Genomic DNA, 19,433 nt, shown 5'->3' with positions numbered 1-19,433 from the left:
CCTGCACCTAAAAGAAAGCGTTCAATTCAAATGGTTTAGTTAATTAAAAAGATTGACTGAAACATCAATTTGTTATGAATGTGTTTGCTCACGCCAACGTTGTGTTGACGTCATCATTTTCCGAGTGAATAACCAATGCACCAACTTGACTGCACATGAGGTGAGTAAAATCAAAATACTCATCGCCACAGCTGCCACGGTATCACCTGCATCATCCATATTCAGCACTGCCACCGATGCCAAATTGGTATCAGGTGAATAAAGGAAAATCGCAGCTGAAACAGTAGTCATGGCATTGACAAATAAATACACCAACACATCACACAGCGCAGGAAAGGTTAAAGGCAAATATACTTTGCGGAACATTGTCCAATGTGAAGATCCTAAACTTTGTGCAGCATGATCAAGTTGATTTGGGATCTGTTGAATCGCATGCGTTAAGGTCAAATGTGGCACAGTGTAATAATGAATAATGGTTGAAATCACCAACAGCGTCATCGTACCGTAAACGAAAGACACAGGATTTTGCGGTGCATTAAAGAACAAGATATAAGCAATACCCAACACCAAGCCCGGCACAGCCAAAGGCAATAACACCAAGACTTTTACATAATTTTTAAGTAAAGGATGTGCTTTAAAACGGGTACTAAATAAGGCAATGATGAAAATTATCATCGTACCGAAAACTGTACTGAACAATGCCAATTTGATTGAGTTAAAATAACTTGCCCAACCACCACCATCCACATATTCAAAACGATAATGATTTAAGGTCATTGACAAATCATAGGGCCAATAGCGAATGAATGATGCGAGAATCGCAGTCACAATAATCAGTAAAATACCGCCTGAAATCATCCCACAAAATACAGTTAATGCTTTTTCAATTCGAGGATTGGCACGCAAACGATAAGGCTGAATTTGGAAATTTTGATAGCGTTCCTGATGGCGATTTTGGTATCGATCAAAAATGAATGCCAACACCGCAGGACAGAGCAACAAAATCGAAATGACGGCACCCATGTTCATATTTTGTTGACCAATGATCTGCTTATACACATCCAACGCCATCATATTGAATGACCCGCCAATCACTTTGGGAATCCCGAAATCTGTGATGACATAAGTAAATGCTACCAGACAGGCACTGACTAAACCATAACGAATCGCAGGAAAAGTCACAGCCCAATGGGTTTGTAGTGTATTTTTTCCTAAGGCATGAGAAGCCTCAATCAAATGTTGATCAATATGGCGAAATGCCCCCATCATCAACATGACCATGGCAGGAAATAGCCAAAAGCAATAACTGATCAAAATGCCTAGTGGACCATAAATTTCCACCTCGCCCAGCATGCTCTTAAAAACACCTTGCTGACCAAACAAATACACCAAAGCCAATGAAGGCAAAAGTGAAGGTGCAAGAATCGGTAAAAATGCCACGGTTTTAAAGAAAGCTTTGCCTCGAATATTGCAATTGATCAATGCAAAAGCATAAACACTTGCCAAGCTCACCGTAATCAACATGGCTGTAATGGCGATCCACATCGAATTAAAAATCGATGAGATTAAGGCCGGATTGGAAAAATAAGCTGTAAAGTTATCCAACCCGACAAATTGATGCTGTTCATTTAAAAATGCGCTTTGCATCAATACGATTAAGGGTGCAATCAAACTCATGGTGAATAGAATTGCTGCGACAAACAACACCGCACTTGAACGCAATGAATAACGAAAACGATGTGCTGTTTGACTACTTAATAAAGCATCTGCAGCAGACTGATTTAACATCTCGCATGCCCTCGTGAATCAAACACATGTAAGTCACGAATCGGAACTTGCAGATACATTCCATCTTGCACCACCGCCATATGTTGATGATCCACATCAACTTGCAACATATTGTCATCTGCCTGATCTTGGTTTTGCACCACGCAGAATAAACTACGTTTTGCACCTAAAAACTCAGTATTGACAATATGTACAGCTAAATTTAAATATTCAGTAGAAGGTTCATTTCCAGCAACTAATTTGACATTTTCAGGTCGAAAAGCGATTTCATAATGTTCATCTTGGGCAAAGTTTAAATGTGGAAATTCAATAAAAGATTGCTCATTCATTTTTAAACGATGCGTATCGACCGCTACTGTCTGTATAAAATTCATCGAACCAATAAACTGTGCTACAAAACGAGTTTGCGGTTTGTAATAAATATTATGTGGCGTATCGAGTTGTTCAATCACACCTTTATTCATCACTGCCACACGGTCAGAAATACTTAACGCCTCTTCCTGATCATGCGTAACCATGATCGCAGGCAAATTTAATTGGCATTGAATGGTACGAATTTTTTGGCGGAGGTTTAAACGTACCAACGCATCCAAAGCTGACAACGGTTCATCCAACAACAAAACATCAGGATTGGGCGCAATCGCACGGGCTAAAGCCACACGCTGTTGCTGACCGCCTGACAATTGATTGGGATATTTTTCTGCAATATTGGGCAATTCAATTAAGTTTAATAATTCATTGATACGAAATTGAATCTCTTGCGCTGACCAGTGTTTTTTATGCAAACCAAATGCAATATTTTCCGCCACAGTTAAGTTTGGAAAGAGTGCATAGTTTTGGAAAACAATGCCGCATTTACGTTTTGCAGTATTAAAATGGGTAATATCAATTTGTTGTTTAATCACTTTGCCATAATCAGGCTGTTCAAGCCCAGCAATGATGCGTAACAATGTTGTTTTACCACAACCTGATGGACCTAAAAAGCTAACAAATTCACCGGCTTTCAAGTCAAGGTTAATGTGTTCCAAGACACGGCTTGAACCAAAAGATTTTTGAATATCCATCACTTCAAGCACTGTTTTTGATTCTGCCATTTTAAACGTTCTTAAAGTTGAGAGCAGATGCCCTGCCGAATTTGGCATGGCTTGCCCTGTCCTACTATTTTGTAAATGCGATGGAATTTGCATACTGCACCTAGTTTTTAATCGTTAATTTTGAATAACTGATTCTGAATAGCTTGTTGTGTGTACATGATTCAATTACTTTTCAAATTTTGCTGACCATTGTTTTAGAATTGATTCACGCTGTTCAGCTGCCCAATAAAAATCATTCTTCACCAATTGCTGCGCAAGATTTTTTGGGAAGTCTTGGTTTTTGCTGTGAACATTTTGATGTGCCACCATTGAAAAATTTTGTGCATAAGCTTCATTGGCAGCTTGGCTAATGCTCCAATCAATAAACTTTTCTGCGCTGCTGAGTTTTTTCGTACCTTTGACAATGGCTGAGGCTTCCATTTCCCAACCTAGACCCTCTTTTGGATAGACAATTTCTAAAGGCGCACCACGCGATTTCAACTTAAAGCCTGGATAACCAAACGAAATTCCAATGACCGTTTCACCCTGAGCCGCCATCTTGCAAGGCTTCGAGCCTGAATGTACATATTGAGAAATATTTTTATCGAGTGCCTGCATATATTGCCAAGCTTGCTTTTCACCAAAAATTTGCATCCATGCAGTCACATCCAAATAGCCTGTACCACTCGATGCCGGATTTGGCATCACGATTAACCCTTTATAAATTGGTTTAGTCAGGTCTTGCCATGTTTGCGGAATCGGTAGTTTTTTCTTTTCCAATTCAAAAGTATTGACACAAACAGCCGACTCCCAAGCGGTCATGCCAGTCCATGTTGGAATGTCTTTTTGGCTATAAAAATCAGTTTTAAGTTGTTCGACATGCTTCGGGCGATACGGTTGCAATAAGTCTTTTTTTTCCATGACCAATAAACTGGTCAAAGCAAGTCCCATCACCACATCGGCTTGTGGATTCTTTTGTTCTGCTAATAATTTTGCGGTGATCACACCTGTCGAATCACGCACCCATTTTACTTTTAATTCAGGATGTGCTTTGCGTAATTCCCATTGATAACGCTTTAATTGATCCGCTTCTACCGCGGTATAGACCGTGATTTGCTCAGCATCATTCGAGGTTGAAGACGTGGTGCATGCCGTGCTGACACAAGCAAATAAAATACTTGTGCCCATGGCGAGGAGCTTTTTTTGCTGCTGTTTTAGATACGGGCTCATTATGACATTCCTAACGAATGCTGCTTCTTGATAGCCTGTATTTCAACAAAAGTTTATGACAATTTAATTAATCTGGTTTAAACCAGATTAATTATTTTTAATTCTTTATCATGACGCTTCAAAATGCAAATCGAGTACATCATGTAACCAATATTCTTGGTCAACATCGGTAATTACTCCATTTTGATCGCAGTTGGTACGGCAAATATATAACCCCATACTACCAACATTGACATGCAAAGCTTTGGCTTGTTGTTCTGACAAAACTGTTGGGTAGAGATTAATATGCGCTCGGGTCAATTGCCGTTGATAGTGCTCTGCCATCAAAGTCGTAATAGAACCTTCTAATTGTTGTTCTAAGAATTGAGGAAATAAACTTGCATTGATACGTAAATGTTCAACTACCGCAAGACGACCATTGATACTACGACGTCGCCACATCGAATAAATATCATCACCCACCGAAATTTTTAAATGTGCTGCATCCCAAGAGGTCGCTTGCACCAATTCCGCAGAAATCAATTCCGTACTTGGTACACCACTTTGCTCAGTCACATATTGGTTAAAACTTTTGGTCGATTGCGGACGGTAAATAATTCGTGGCGCACGAACAAACCAACCACGGCGATCTAAACGATAAATAAGACCATCCATTTCCAAAGCCAATAATGCTTCTCGAACAGCGACACGTGTGGTAGCAAATTGTTCCATCAACACACGCTCTGAAGCCAGTTTGGTATTGGCACTCCATTGCCCTGACTCAATCTCATGGGCAATAGCATCTCGAATAGCAATATATTTGGGAATACGTGGAGAAGTCGTTTCTTGAACAGGCATACACATTTATTTTGTGAAAATTTCTTCTAATATACTCAAATATCATGTCTAAGCGATGACATTTTTAAAATAAGCATAGTTCATAACAAATTTTATGTTTTAAAAAAGCTCATCTTTTGATGAGCTTTTTGAGATCACACTGAAATGTGTTGAGTCAAAAAGACTCATGATTTTTCTCAAAGAATTACTTATTTGTTTTGTTTGGCATTTCCATATTTGAATGATCCATATCCTTCATCGAAGAAGGCATATTGGTCATTTTTGAATGATCCATTTGTGACATTTCTGAAGCGTTTCCATGCTGATGTTGCGTTGAGTTATTTGTTTGAGTTTTAGGATCATTGTTTGGTTTACAATTTTTTTCACATTTCTTTTGTTTTTTTGTCTTTTGGCTGTTCATCGACTGTTCTAGTCAATACTTTATCTTCATCCTCATGTGCCCATGTTTGAACTGTGGTCATTAAAGCACCCATACAGATTAAAGCTGTTACACTTCGACTAAGTACATTTTTCATGAGTTTCTCTCAGATTAAGTTTGTTGACTTTTACAATAAAATAATTTGCCAAACTTTAAAGTGACATGAAAATGATATTTTAGTCAGCCAGAATTATAATGGGTGGTATATCTATCAACATAACTGTAAAGGATTCATGGGTATCATCAGAAAAAGTAGGTAACTCTTTTATAAGCATTTTGCAATAACCTCATTCATTACCTGCAAAATAGCTAAAAATGGCTTTTGTGAAGATGCTTATCCAACATACGATATGACAGGTAAATCTATAGTGGTCAACATACTATGACCTTTATAACATTGCTAAACTTTACCTCCAATTACAGCTTCTTTTCCATTCAGTTCAGTTTTATTGGCATCAGCTGTACTAGCTACTTGTCGATAGAATTGAATAATAAAATGTTCATCTTGTTCTTTAATACAGAAACTGCTGTTATTAAGCATTGCATCGAAATAAGTAGCGGCTTCTTATTGAGACACTTTACGTTGACCGAGCTGTTTTATTTGATACATGTTTCATCACATACCCGTACAGAAATACCCAACTGATGTTTGATTCCCTCCACATCATATAAAAGTGCAAACTGTGCAGATCTGGTAAGCTCTTTAATCCGTCCTGCTCTACGTTAACCACAAGGATATATCTCAAAGATTCGAACGTAAAATTTCATTAATGATTATGATCACCAAGTATTTTTTCCTTGCTATTTATTGTATACATTTCATCAACTTGATCTTTTCTAAACACAAGTTGTCTTTTATTAAATTTTGAAGTTTCACCATCATCAGTATAGCTGTAGTCCATAATATTATCTGTATAGCCTTGCTGGTATCTGAATTTGTTCCCATGAACATTAAATGTATGTAACAAGCCAAATGTATGGCAAAGTTCATGAGAAAATGTTTTTAGGAATCCTTCTTTGGTCGCCATTGCATCCTTAAATACAGCAACTGTATTCGCCCATTTAAGCTCATTAAATGCTTCTTTAGAGTTCATATCTATCTTTTTAACTCTCGGAGTCAAAAATTTTGATTTAGGTTTATAACTAGCACTACCTAAAACATTCATCCACACTGGTTGGCTAATTTCTTTCTTTGAAATTGGATCATATACATTTTCAGTTTTTGGAGTTTCACTTACACAAATCGGTGCAAAGAAAATATAATTCTTTTGCTCAACTTCTGAATATATTGATAGTAACTTGTCTTCTACTTTTCTCTTCCTATCATATAGATCAATTAACTCGCGTTGAAATTCTTGAGACAAATCTTCTTCCACGTTAATCGTTTTATTTCTTATGCTATTTTGACTTTCTTGCTCTAGAGTATTTGAACAAACCTCAAGAAATTTTTTACCATAGGCTTCTGATATTTCTTTGGTCCACCATTTTTTTACAAAAGCACCTACCTCAGCATCTGTTTTCGACAATCTATCTAGATCAAAAATATCAGTCTTAAGGACTTGAACAACCATAAGGCACTGATTAAAAATATTATACTTTAAAGCTTTTTCGTAATTTTCAGGTCTTTTAAGTATTTCCCCATTTACTTTTACATCAACAATCACTAATCCTTTTGTGATTACTTGATCATTTCTGGAAAGATAAATTATGCCAACTTCCTTTTTGTTTTCGCCACATTTTGCTATAACAGTAATACTTTCATTTTGCTTTAAAACATCTCCTAAACAATGAACTGTTATTGCCTTTTTCTTTTTATAAGCATATCTAGTTTTGGTACCTAAATTCACCTTAACACGCTCTGAGTCAATAAATCGACTTAAAGGTTCTTCAATATAATCTGTCTGTTGATTATTATTAAATGTTGAAATTTTTATTGAGGTATTAGATGCTTCAAAGATCAGAACTGTACCATTGACTGTAAGTTTATCTTGGTAATATGCATCAATTACATCTTGATGTATTTCTAAATCAAGAACTGCACCTTGAGCATTTATTTCTTCACTACCCAAAACACCTTTACAACCAGAAGCAAAAATTGATAACCAAGAGGGAAAATAGTTAGGATAACTAATTTCTTTATTTACACTTCGAACATAGTTATCTTTCAATAATGAAAATGTAAAATCATGACTATATGCATAAATAACAGGGTCTTTTATTTCTTTTATTGTCAAAATAGGGTATATATATTCATCTCGAACCCAATCAAAACCAAATTCACCATTATATTCATCTACCGGTCTTCCAATTTCATAAGGCCGTCTAAAATGTACTGAAAAATCTCTTAAACAACTCTTAGACAATGCATCTTTCTTAGGGCTAGACATTATTTTATTCACAAGATTAGACCTCACACCTTTTATATCTGGCTAAAATAATTATTCTCGTAATTAAACTCAATATAAACTCCTAAGTAGTCTTCATAGAAAGCTTTAGAGTCTTAGTCATTTTAATTACATCCTTAGCAATTAAAAAATCATACTTTTTGGATAAATACGTTTTAAGTTTCTCATTTCTAAATCTTATACTTTCTAAAAGCTAAATTTTTTTTTAAAAAATTTCAGTATACATCAGATTCAATACAATACAGTTTAGCTAAGTATATTTTTTCTCTTAGATTTATATAAAAGTAAACGAACACCAGCAGATATATCAAAAAACAGCATAAACTTTGCTTCTTTAGTTAAATTCTCTCGCTCAATAATTAACAATAAAAACATTATAAATAATATCCATACAACAAACACCAAATTATTATTAAAAAACAAATTATTAAAGCAATAAATTTATTTATTTTTAGATCTAATTTTGGTGCTTCCATCAAACAACTAAGAGTAGCTCCAGCTAGTGTTTTTCTTTAGTTCATTTTCTCTAAATGTACTATTATTATACCTTTTAATCAAAACATTAATTACTAGTTAGATGAAAATTAAATACAATAAATCAACAAAAAAAATAGCATTTAAGAGCTAAATACTATTTCCTTTATGAACAAGTCACGCTTTTTAAAAAAGCATATATTAATTCAAAAATTACTCCAGAATAGGCTGACAAATCGGCTTAATCTTCTGATCTGCTAAAACTTTTTTTGCAAAAGGAACAGCATCTTTCATGGAGATAGGCACAGCATCACTATGCCCATAACCTGCATAAATATGCCCTTCAATAATTGTACCAGCCTGACAACTGTCTTTCATTAATTTAAGCTGACCTCTCACATCGGGTGTTTTGTCATTTGCACCTGTTGCAATAAATACAGGATGGTTAATTTTTAATGTTGGAAAATAGCCAAATTTTTCCTGCATTTCTTCAATAGTTTTAGTATAAGTCTCGTTTGGTTTTTCCTTTAATACATTGGCAAAAGTCAGACCTGCACTCGTCACATCACGTTGTAAAGTGATAATACATGTATTTCTTGCTCGCTCCACGAAAGGCAACGCTTTTTCAGTAAAGACATCCTCTGTTTTCAACTTTGGATTATAACTTTGTGCTGCGATGAAGCTATACATCGGTAAAGCAATTGCTGTAACAACTTCATGTGGATTAGAACGAATGATCTCTTGTTTATTTGCATTTCGATCTCGATAAATAACCCCCGTTGCAACCGTACCTTTAATATTGAGCTTTGGCGCATATTGTGGTGCATATGCAGCTGCAGCAAATGCACCTGCCCCACCTTGTGATTCTCCTGACAAAATCACTTTATTCGCAATTTTTAAGTTTGCTTGAATTACTGCCGTAGCACTATCGAGCATGTTATAGGCTAACATTGGATTGTTAATTAGCCAATGTGCGCCTTGCGTTCCTAAGCCTTCATAATCTGTTGCAACCACTGCAAACCCTTCGTCAAGCCATTTGTCTAAATGTTCAACACCGATATATAAACGACCTGCCCAAGAAGGTGCACATGTATCAGCTAAACCAACAGTTCCATGGCCCCAAACTAAAAGTGGCCATCCACCTTTGGGTGGCGTCCCTTGAGGAATGAATAATGCCCCCGAAACAATAGATGCTTTACTCGAATCTATACCCCTAGTCGATGAATATAAAATTCGATATTGAGCTGATGCTTTTGATTGACCAATATAAGAGGGGGTTAAATCCTCTATTTTAAGTAAAGTACCTGATACTTTAGGAATTTCTTGATCCCACTCATAAAAATCGGATAAATAACTATCCCCAACCAAGTTCTCTGGGTACGTTTTTGCCTGTGTTAAAGGTGAAACAAGTAAACTCAATGCTAAAACAGCATTTAAAATACGCATTTTCATTGAACATCTCCCTAGAAATCATAGGTTAATTTGCTATACAAGAATGTTCCATTTCCCCCTTCAGGTGCATTAAAACTATATTTCACTACCCCACCAATACTGGTATTTTTTGCATGATCTGGAAATGAGTTGAATAAGTTATAAGCACCAATATCTAAACGTAAACCTTTTAAAATATCTGGTTTAAAACCAATATTTAAATCTGCAACCCATTGCTCTGAGAAATTTTGGTCAAATGCTGGACGTGTGCTATCAACTGTGCTCCATTCGCCATAACGACGAAGTTGTGCTGTCACATCCCAATTGTGAATACGCCAATCTGCGCCTAAAGTGAGCTTATTTTTAGGTGATGCTGATTCAATAATTCCTTGCGTACTACGCCCCGCAATTGATTCAAATGGAATTATTTCACCTTTGGCTGTAATTGCATTACGTGTCTTGGTAATTTTGTTTTGATTTGTACTAAAGCCTAAATTCAGCTTTAACTTGCCATATTTCTCCAAATCCATCAGATAATTTGAAGTAATTTCTAAACCACGAGTTCGGGTATCCAATAAGTTATTAAAAAATGCGACATTATTAATCTCGACATAAGGGGTACCTGCAAAGGCATTTTTAATTACATTTCCAGTAATATTATCTGATAATAAAATCCTGTCTTTTATATCAATTTGATATAGATCTAAAGTCGCAGATAAATTTTGTGTGGGTTTAAACACAAATCCAATAGACGCATTTTTTGACTTTTCTGGGTCTAAAGCCTTACCACCTAAAAGTAAAGCGGCTTCACTTCCGGGCAATAATGTTCGTTGTGAAACGTCTTGATATTCACCATTTGCTTGTAAAACAGTTTGACGACTATACGCAGAAAAACCCAACTGAGTAATTGAGGGTGCACGATAACCTGTACTATAAGTACTACGCACAGCAATTTTAGGGTCAATATCATATTTTAAAGACAACTTCCCATTGGCAGTACTACCAAAATCTGAATAATTTTCAGCTCTAAAAGCTGCCCCAGCAACTAATTTAGGAAGGATTTTTGCTTCTACATCAACATATCCACCAAATACATTTCTTGATATCTTACGTTCATCTTGGTCAGTAATACCTGAATAAATCTCTGGTACACCCACGCCAATGACTGGACTAGGATTAAAGTATGGACCACGTGTATAGGAAATTCGGTCACCTGCAATTTGTTGGTATTGTTCTTTACGGTAGGCTATACCTGTTGCAAAAGTGATTGGCTCATTTAAAAATGCTAAAGCAATTTGTTTTTGATAATCCAAGTTCACATTACTTTGTTCATTAATATTTTCGCCAACTTTATACTCAGATGGAGAGTCATAACCGTAACTTGGATTTATCCCATTAGTGTAAAGTTGAGCTGCTTTATTACGACCATAATTCACTGAGAAATCTAATTTTCCATCCAGAAAATCATTGTCTTTCAACCCTGCTGTAATTGCATGGTCATACAATGAATATACTGATGTCGTGATTCTTCCATGTGGATAACGTGCTAAATAATATGGGTTTTGATTTAAAGTTGTATTGGTTGAAGGTGGCTGATAAAAGTTTTGCCCAACGCTTTCTTTATAACCATAAGTTGCAAAACCATACAATTTAATCGTATCGGTAAGTGGTAATTCGCCATTTAACACTGAATTGACTTGGTCATTTACCTTTGGTGAACCAAAACGCCAATTACGATATGGTGAGTTTGCTTCTAAATATTCCGCATTAGGATAACTTTGTGGATAGAATCTACGGTTATCTGGGTTGGTATTATTCGCATAATCTTGACTGCCATATTCAATGGCGAAGGTTAAGCTTCCATCATTCGGCAAAGAAAATCCTTTCCATAATGATAACTTATGTTGTTCGCCTTCACCTGATGAAAACTGCCCAAAACGATAAGAGGCTGCACCATGGTCATCATCATCTTTGAGTATGATATTAATCACACCTGCTATTGCATCTGAACCATACTGCGCAGCAGCACCATCTCTCAAAATTTCAACTCGTTTAATTGCATTTAATGGAATTAAACTTAAATCTACAGATGCCGCACCACGACCATTCGCTAAATTTTGTCGAGTAAATATTGCACCTGTATGGCGACGCTTACCATTAATCAAGACTAAAACCTGATCAGAGGCTAAACCGCGTAATGATGCTCCTGCTGGTATTTGCGCAGCAAATGCACCCGCTGGTTCTAAAGGGAATGTAAATGACGGTGCTAAAATTGTTAGTGCTTTAGATAAATCAGACGTTCCAGTATTTTTCAACTGTTCTTCAGACAAAATATCGACAGGTGCTGGTGTATCCAACGGGCTTTTAACAGCGCGGCGACTTCCCGTTACGACCACTGACGCTAAAGTAACAGCATCAATATCCTCATTACTTTTTTGTGGTGTTTCATTTGCAATTGCGATGGCACTAGTTAGAGCACTCAGAACAAATATTGAAGATTTCAAGATAGATGGTGTGAGTATATTCATATGCATTTCCTAGAAAATGATCTGCTTTCTGCAAACTCAATGCCATATTTATTATTTAATACTAATCAGATACTTATATTATTTTAGTCTACTAATAGTTGCTTTAATTTAAACAAATTTTCACCAAAATGCTCATATAACAACTTAAAATTATTGAAAACATATAATTATGGTTATTGTCATTTCTAACTTAAAAATTATGCTACAGAGGAAACTGTATGAAATTACAAGATTAAGACTCAATTGAAAGGTAATCTTGAGCCTAATTTAGATAATTTAAAATAGCTATCACGTCCACTAATCCTTTATAAAAAGGTAACTTACACAAAATAATTTAAGCGCTAAACCAAATTCATTTTATCAATTTCGGCTATATATAAACAACTTTCAGCATATTTTCTAAAGCTCCCATTGCAAGTGAGATTTATATCGGGGTATGAGGCTTTACCATCGTCTCAAAAAATTGATAAAACTTTAAATATTAATCTTTGTCTAAGTAGTTTTGATTTTGTGTGTTTATCTTTTGATCCAGTATATCATAGGTTGTTTGAGTCCAACCAGTTCGAGAGATGTCTGCGATTGATCAAAAGCGTGGTTGTAAGAAGATTAATTAATTGTGAGATAGCTTTTTTGGTACAGGCTTGTTCATCTTAAAATTATATTGCTGATTTCGCCTATACTTGTAAATAAACTCCAAACTAAATTTTAGTCTAACAAATGCTATTATGGAATTAAGAAATTTTAATTTTACCAGCAAAATTAAGAAATTATTAGAGGAACGCTGAAATGGATAAATTACAATGCATGGAAGCATTTGTAAGAGTAGCTGAGAGTGGCAGCTTTATTAAAGCTGCAGAACAATTAGGAGTAACTCGATCAGTAATTAGCAATCGAATTCAACAACTAGAAAATTTTATTAAAGCGCCACTTTTTCACCGTAGCACCCGCTCCGTAAGGCTTTCAGATATTGGTGAAAAATATTATAGGGAGTGCGCATCGCTTATAAAAAGTTTTGAAATACTAGCTGATGAAATGGCACATGCTACTTCAAAAATGCAAGGTCGTCTGAGAATCCATATGGCACCTGGTTTTGCCATAGATTATTTTGGTCATTTTTTAGCTACTTTTTTAAAAGAGTACCCTGATCTAGATATCGATATTGTCGTCAATGATCGAATTATTGATCCTATTGCAGAAGGTTTTGACATTGTTTTTCAAATGTTTCCTCCAACAGGTGAAAGCTTAATTGAACGTAAACTATTTAATGTCAATCGTGTCTTATGTTGCTCGCCTAAGTATCTCCAGAATATTAAACATATTCTAGTTCCTGAACAGTTAAAAGAAATTCAAATTGGATATTACTCTGGCTACCCTACTCGAAATAGAATTCAATATTTAAATGATAATGAATTTAAAGAGATGGAAATAAATATACAGATCGTATCTTCATCAGTTCATTTATTGCGTGATTTTGCGTTAAGTGAAGGGGGGATAGTATGTCTACCTACGTTAGTTGCCCATAAATACTTAATGAACAACCAACTTACCGCCATCCTATCTGACTTTCCATTATTAAATTATAGCTTACGAGCCGTCTTTCCTGCGAATTCAAAAAATCTTTCAAAAATTCGTAAACTTTTAGACTTTTTAATTGCTCGTCTAGATACAATTCCTGATTGGGATATTGAATTAATACAACATAATCACTTATCTGATAAAGTTAAGTTATTTGAATAATCAAGGCAATACCTTGCCCTACCCCAATACACATTGAACATAGGGCATATTTACCTTTGATCTGTTCAAGTTGATTTAAGGCTGTGGTCACCAGTCTGGCACCTGATGCACCCAAAGGATGACCTAAAGCAATCGCCCCACCATTGGGATTGACGCGTGCATCATCATCTGCCAAACCTAAATCACGGGTTACCGCCAAAGCTTGGGCAGCAAAAGCTTCATTCAGTTCAATCACATCCATTTGCGCTAAACTAAGATCAGCTTGTTTAAGCAGTTTCTTGATTGCAGGCGCGGGTGCAAAGCCCATAATTCTTGGTTCAACACCCACCGTGGTTGCTGCAATAATTTTGCCACGTGGTTTTAATTGGTATTTTTCTACAGCTTCATCTGAAGCAATCAATAACGCCGCTGCACCATCATTAATCCCAGAGGCATTGCCCGCCGTGACCGTACCATCAGCTTTGACCACACCTTTGAGTTTTGTCAGTGCGGCTAAAGTGGTTGATGCACGTGGATGTTCATCGGTATCCACAAGCAAAGCATCGCCTTTACGCTGTGGAATAGTGACAGGCACAATCTCATTTTTGAAAAAGCCTTGAGCTTGTGCTGCCGCAGTACGTTGTTGGCTGTTTAGCGCAAACTGATCTTGATCCCCACGGTTAATATTGAATTGTTCTGCCACGTTTTCAGCGGTTTGTGGCATGCTGTCCACACCATACAATTCTTTGAGTTTTGGATTGATAAAACGCCAGCCCATGGTGGTGTCTTCAATCTTTTGACTGCGTCCAAAAGCACTGTCCGACTTACCCATCACATAGGGCGCACGGCTCATGCTTTCTACGCCACCGGCAATGATTAAATCTGCTTCATTGGCTTTAATGGCGCGAGCTGCCATGGCAATCGCATCCAGTGACGATCCACATAGACGGTTCACAGTGGTTGCTGGCACTTGGTATGGCACACCTGCCAATAATGCTGACATACGCCCAACATTACGATTGTCTTCACCGGCTTGATTGGCACAGCCATAGATCACATCATCGACTTGCTGCCAATCTACCGTTGGATTACGTTGTATCAATGCTTGAATTGGAATTGCACCGAGGTCATCTGCACGTATTGGCGCAAGACCACCAGCATAACGACCAAATGGGGTACGGATGGCATCTATGATGTAAGCGTTTTTCATGTGTCTTTCCTTTTATATTGAATCCCCCCTTGCGAAGCAGTGCTTCTCACCTTTTTAAAGAGAGACTTTCTCTCTTATCTTTATGAAAGAGAAGAACTCCTCCCTTTCTTAAAGGGAGGTAGGGAGGGATTTATTATCCCTGTGTCGCATCAATTAACTGAGCACCCGTCAAAGCCTGTAATTCTTCAAAGCTCAGACCTGCAACTTTTTCAAGCACTTTTAAGCCATCTGTGGTCACATCAATCACGCATAGGTCGGTATAAATACGATCAACACAATGTTTGCCTGTTACTGGATAGCTCAGCTCTTCTACAATCTTGGGTTCACCTTGCTTGGTCACATGATCTGTGGTGATAAAGACTTTCTTGGCCCCTACAGCCAAATCCATTGCACCACCCACCGCAGGAATTGCATCTGGCGCACCGGTATGCCAATTGGCAAGATCACCATTAGCCGCCACTTGGAATGCACCCAATACAGCAATATCCAGATGTCCACCACGCATCATGGCAAAAGAATCACCATGATGGAAAAACGAGCCACCCGTTAGCATGGTGACATATTCTTTGCCAGCATTAATCAGCTCAGGATCTTCTTCACCTTTAGCAGGTGGAGGACCAAAAGCCAATAAACCATTTTCAGAATGTAGGAATACATCTTTGTCTGTTGGCAAATATTTTGAAATCTTGGTCGGTAAACCAATACCTAAATTGACATAAGCCCCATCAGGAATATCTTGGGCAACACGTTCAGCAATTTGGTCACGGCTTAGTTTTTGGTAGCTCATTGTTATTCTCCATTACCATTGGCTGCATCAACTGCAACCACATGCTGAACAAAAATTCCTGGGGTAATAATATGCTCAGGATCGAGTTGACCTAATTCAACCACCTCTGAAACCTGTGCAATGGTGACATCTGCAGCCATCGCCATGATTGGACCAAAGTTACGTGCTGATTTGTTATAAACCAAGTTGCCCCAACGGTCGCCTTGATGTGCTTTAATCAGTGCGAAGTCTGCTTTAATCGGATATTCAAGCACGTAGTCTTTGCCATCGATATGACGAGTTTCTTTGCCGTCTGCCAATAAGGTGCCAAAACCTGTTGGGGTAAACACTGCACCTAAACCCATTCCTGCGGCTTGAATACGACACGCGAGATTACCTTGTGGAACCAGTTCAAGTTCGATCTTGCCCGCATGGTAGAGTTCATCAAATACCCAAGAGTCAGACTGACGTGGGAAAGAACAAATGATTTTACGGACTGCACCTGATTTAAGCAGTTTAGCCAGACCATAATCGCCATTGCCTGCATTGTTATTGACAATCACCAGATCTTTAACGCCAAGTTCAATCAGCCCATCGATCAGCTCTGCGGGTTGTCCTGCTGTTCCAAAGCCACCAATCATAATGGTCGATCTATCTTGGATTTGAGAGAGCATCTCGGCTAAGGATGCCACACTTTTGTCTATCATAGGACTTACTTATCATTTATAGGCTTATATTTATTATATTGAATAAAGAAATTGTCTATTCTTTTAATTATACAAACTGATTGTTTCCATTTTAGAAACAAATTCCTCCTCCAATTTGAAATAGAATAAATGATTTAAACCTCGGATTTTATTTTATGGATTATATTCACCTTGTAAAAATGGCTGAGAAAGAACGCTTTCAAGCCTTAACACAAAAAGATTATAAAAAATTTGAAAGCTTATGTGATCCAGAACTGATCTATGTGCATAGTAGTGCTAAAATAGATCATCTTTCTAGCTATATGCAAAAATTAGAAAGTCAGTATTATATTTATAAAACAATTGATTATAATATTGAAAATATTGTCGAGTTTTCAGATAACCTTTTAACTTTTGCAATATTTGAAGCTGAACTGCTTTTACAAGGTAAACCTGTTAAATTAAAAAATCGCACACTGTCGATATGGAAAAAAACCAAAGATAGTGTTGTTCTTTTTGCTTATCAACCAACGCCTATAAAATAAATCAAAGGGGGAAAAATCCCCTCTTGATTCTAAAATCTTTAAAAATTCATCGTATAAGTGGTAAAGAATCTATTCTCAATGTAATCACCTTTAAGATCATTTTTATAATTTAAGTTTAGCCACTGAAAACCAAGTCCTTTAAATCGTCCTTCATTTATACGATAATTCATAATGATATCAAATTCACTTTCATCAAATCCTTTTTGACCATTGATCATATAGTTTTGGCCATCTACATAACGGAGTAAAAGATTTAAACCTGGTAATGCCCAACTTGCATCATGATTAAAGGTAACATGATATGAAAGTTCATTTGCCTTATTGAATGTACCTTGTGTCCAGTTAATATAACTGAGGACAGGAACGGCACCATCTAACATTGGAAAATTACTATCTCCTTCAATTTTTTGGATGCCCAAACCAATAGTATTTGGCCCGTAACTAATCTCGTGAAGTAGCCCAATATATTGGTTATCAATATCACCAAGCAGTTCAACACCTGTTTCTTCTGTATAATAATATCTAAATTTAGTATTGAATCTAAATTGTTCAATACTATTTTTATAGTTCAGTCCTATAGAGTATTGATTGTATAAGTCGTCTAATTCACTCACAAAAATCTGAGTCTGTAATTTATTATCGAAAGCTTTGTGCTTTAAATCAATATAAGCCAATCCATCAGATTCTTTTTTGTTGACAGAAATTTTTCTAAAATCTTCTTCATTTCGTGGTGAATATTTATCTAAATAGCCAATATCCACATTTAACTGTTCATTCAATTGACCAGAATATAATAGACCTTGATAAATAGTGATCAGTTGCCGACTATAATCTGTAGTCGCCAGTGGCGTATCTACCCATTGTTCTCCCCAAGTGACTTTGTGATTTTTATGCTGTACACCCATTGACCCAGCTACTTTATTATAGCTTGAAGCCTGTTTTTGTGTATTTACATCAAAAGGTAAAATCATGTCATTTAAATGCTTATCTTCGCTCAAACGTCTCGCATATTGTACCGATCCAGTAAAAAGCAACTTTGTGTCATCTGATAATGCATATTGAGTATTACCACGTGCAATAACACTTTGACTCCAGCTTCCAGTAATTGGTTTAGTCTGTTCATCAGGATCACGATTTGCGTATAAGTTTTTCAGGGTTACATCAATATTGACATCTTTTGCAAAGACATAGTTACCCGTTGCAGCCATGGCACAAGCCAATGGCACAATATAAAGTGTTTTTTTCATCATTAATCCATTAATTTATAGTATGTTTTTTACCGTTCTAAATCCCACATGACTTATACCTAAATCAATTTCTTGCGGGTGTCTGGCTGAAGCTCGATATCGCTGACAATAGTTCACTGCACAAAGGAATGATCCTCCTTTGATGGTGTAACGATTAAATGTTTGGGCTTGATTCGTATTAAGTTGTTGCATGCCCATGTGATCATCATGCGTCCCTTTAAATGGACTATTTGTGTATTCCCAAACATTTCCAATCATGTCGAATAAACCAAAACCATTGGCTTTGAAACATCCTACAGGTGCAACATCAGTAAAACCGTCTTTATTTTCATTTTGATATGGAAACTCTCCTTGCCAAATATTCGCATCAACATGTTCGCTATCGGCATGAGTTTCATTTATTTTACTAAAACCTTTAGCTGCATATTCCCATTGCTCTTCAGTTGGTAAATCTCGACCTAACCAGTTTGCATAAGCTAACGCATCTTTCAGTGTAATCATCCGGACAGGTTCATTTGCCTGAGTTTTCCGTTCGACATTTTCTCCCCAAGGCTGCTTCCAGTTTGCTCCTTTGACTAAACTCCACCATGCCAATTCTGATACTGGCTGTGTCGGTTGATAAAATACAGCTGCTTCACCCTGCTTTTCCGCTTCAGTCACATAACCTGTTTCGTTTACAAAACTTTGAAACTGTGCATTAGTAACTTCTGTCGCATCGATCCAGAAGTCACTGACTGTACGCTCACTTTTATAAAGTGCTTGCTCTTCTGGGTAGCTTTTATTGTTCCCAATATTGAACGTTCCACCATGAATTTTGACCATACCTGCCTGAGGGTCTTTTCGCCAATCATGAGGAAGTCCCAAATATTGTTTACATTGAGCTAAACTTCCTAACTTCGGTGAAGTTTTTACGTGTTCCTGCTTTGGAGGAGCACCACAGGCTGCTAGAAAAATACTCCCCAACAGCACTACACTATGAAAACTCTTCATGCCAACATCTCTTAGACAACCAGCAAAATGATATTTTCTAGTGAATACAAGATGAGCCCATCACCAGTAGATGATCAATCAACATTGAT

At 36.8% G+C, this 19,433-nt stretch carries 17 protein-coding genes; 2 read left to right on the top strand and 15 right to left on the bottom strand.

The genetic code is table 11. The features are described 5' to 3' along the window. Positions 1–72: 72 nt before the first annotated feature. The 10 genes from FHR28_RS05905 to FHR28_RS05865 all read right to left on the bottom strand — a co-directional run bounded on the left by FHR28_RS05905 (position 73) and on the right by FHR28_RS05865 (position 12,184). Positions 73–1,788, bottom strand: coding sequence for a putative 2-aminoethylphosphonate ABC transporter permease subunit (locus tag FHR28_RS05905; protein WP_166782147.1), 1,716 nt, complete (start codon positions 1,786–1,788; stop codon positions 73–75). Continuing rightward, positions 1,782–2,975, bottom strand: coding sequence for an ABC transporter ATP-binding protein (locus tag FHR28_RS05900; protein WP_166782146.1), 1,194 nt, complete (start codon positions 2,973–2,975; stop codon positions 1,782–1,784). The genes FHR28_RS05905 and FHR28_RS05900 overlap by 7 nt, the downstream gene beginning before the upstream one ends. Positions 2,976–3,047: 72 nt before the next feature. Further along, complete coding sequence (locus FHR28_RS05895; RefSeq protein WP_374759610.1) at positions 3,048–4,049, bottom strand: putative 2-aminoethylphosphonate ABC transporter substrate-binding protein; 1,002 nt, start codon at positions 4,047–4,049, stop codon at positions 3,048–3,050. Between the two features lie 150 nt (positions 4,050–4,199). Next, the gene (locus FHR28_RS05890; protein ID WP_166782144.1) at positions 4,200–4,934 is read right to left on the bottom strand and encodes a UTRA domain-containing protein; all 735 of its coding nucleotides are present in this window, start codon (positions 4,932–4,934) and stop codon (positions 4,200–4,202) included. A 178-nt stretch (positions 4,935–5,112) separates the two neighbouring features. Next, positions 5,113–5,328, bottom strand: a complete 216-nt coding sequence (locus tag FHR28_RS05885) for a hypothetical protein (RefSeq protein WP_228722023.1) — start codon at positions 5,326–5,328, stop codon at positions 5,113–5,115. Continuing rightward, complete coding sequence (locus FHR28_RS21835; protein WP_228722022.1) at positions 5,291–5,443, bottom strand: hypothetical protein; 153 nt, start codon at positions 5,441–5,443, stop codon at positions 5,291–5,293. Before FHR28_RS21835 ends, FHR28_RS05885 begins: the two co-directional genes overlap by 38 nt. A gap of 303 nt (positions 5,444–5,746) precedes the next feature. Then, a complete protein-coding gene (locus FHR28_RS22120; RefSeq protein ID WP_374759609.1) occupies positions 5,747–5,887 on the bottom strand; it encodes a hypothetical protein in 141 nt (46 codons plus the stop codon). Positions 5,888–6,113: 226 nt separating this feature from the next. Continuing rightward, positions 6,114–7,745 (bottom strand): hypothetical protein, encoded by a 1,632-nt coding sequence (locus tag FHR28_RS05875; RefSeq protein WP_004724825.1) that lies wholly within the window; start codon positions 7,743–7,745, stop codon positions 6,114–6,116. A 693-nt stretch (positions 7,746–8,438) separates the two neighbouring features. After that, positions 8,439–9,677 (bottom strand): lipase family protein, encoded by a 1,239-nt coding sequence (locus tag FHR28_RS05870; protein ID WP_166782143.1) that lies wholly within the window; start codon positions 9,675–9,677, stop codon positions 8,439–8,441. Positions 9,678–9,688: 11 nt separating this feature from the next. Further along, the gene (locus tag FHR28_RS05865) at positions 9,689–12,184 is read right to left on the bottom strand and encodes a TonB-dependent receptor plug domain-containing protein (RefSeq protein WP_166782142.1); all 2,496 of its coding nucleotides are present in this window, start codon (positions 12,182–12,184) and stop codon (positions 9,689–9,691) included. 786 nt (positions 12,185–12,970) lie between these two features. On the opposite strand from FHR28_RS05865, the gene FHR28_RS05860 reads away from it, so the two are divergent. Beyond that, positions 12,971–13,921, top strand: a complete 951-nt coding sequence (locus tag FHR28_RS05860; protein WP_004724832.1) for a LysR family transcriptional regulator — start codon at positions 12,971–12,973, stop codon at positions 13,919–13,921. On the opposite strand, the gene pcaF is transcribed toward FHR28_RS05860, so the two are convergent. The 3 genes from pcaF to FHR28_RS05845 form a co-directional block, all read right to left on the bottom strand. Beyond that, complete coding sequence (gene pcaF, locus FHR28_RS05855) at positions 13,905–15,110, bottom strand: 3-oxoadipyl-CoA thiolase (protein ID WP_166782141.1); 1,206 nt, start codon at positions 15,108–15,110, stop codon at positions 13,905–13,907. The two genes, FHR28_RS05860 and pcaF, sit on opposite strands and share 17 nt — an antisense overlap. A gap of 133 nt (positions 15,111–15,243) precedes the next feature. Beyond that, positions 15,244–15,897, bottom strand: coding sequence for a 3-oxoacid CoA-transferase subunit B (locus FHR28_RS05850; RefSeq protein ID WP_004722148.1), 654 nt, complete (start codon positions 15,895–15,897; stop codon positions 15,244–15,246). A 2-nt stretch (positions 15,898–15,899) separates the two neighbouring features. Further along, entirely contained in the window at positions 15,900–16,583 is a 684-nt protein-coding gene (locus FHR28_RS05845) for a 3-oxoacid CoA-transferase subunit A (protein ID WP_166782140.1), read from the bottom strand. A 155-nt stretch (positions 16,584–16,738) separates the two neighbouring features. Here FHR28_RS05845 and FHR28_RS05840 point away from each other — a divergent pair, with 155 nt between their 5' ends. Then, complete coding sequence (locus tag FHR28_RS05840; protein ID WP_004724845.1) at positions 16,739–17,107, top strand: nuclear transport factor 2 family protein; 369 nt, start codon at positions 16,739–16,741, stop codon at positions 17,105–17,107. A gap of 38 nt (positions 17,108–17,145) precedes the next feature. Here the strand turns inward: FHR28_RS05840 and FHR28_RS05835 are convergent, their stop codons facing one another. Both FHR28_RS05835 and FHR28_RS05830 read right to left on the bottom strand, forming a co-directional pair. After that, positions 17,146–18,354, bottom strand: coding sequence for an OprD family outer membrane porin (locus FHR28_RS05835; RefSeq protein WP_166782139.1), 1,209 nt, complete (start codon positions 18,352–18,354; stop codon positions 17,146–17,148). A 15-nt stretch (positions 18,355–18,369) separates the two neighbouring features. Beyond that, positions 18,370–19,344: a formylglycine-generating enzyme family protein gene (locus tag FHR28_RS05830; protein WP_004724849.1), complete on the bottom strand. Its 975-nt coding sequence runs from the start codon at positions 19,342–19,344 to the stop codon at positions 18,370–18,372. Positions 19,345–19,433 lie beyond the last annotated feature (89 nt).

The organism is Acinetobacter sp. BIGb0196 (assembly GCF_011759595.1).
Lineage (GTDB): Bacteria > Pseudomonadota > Gammaproteobacteria > Pseudomonadales > Moraxellaceae > Acinetobacter > Acinetobacter guillouiae.
Note: the sequence above shows the minus strand (reverse complement) of the source record. Positions and strands in the feature narration are given on the sequence as shown.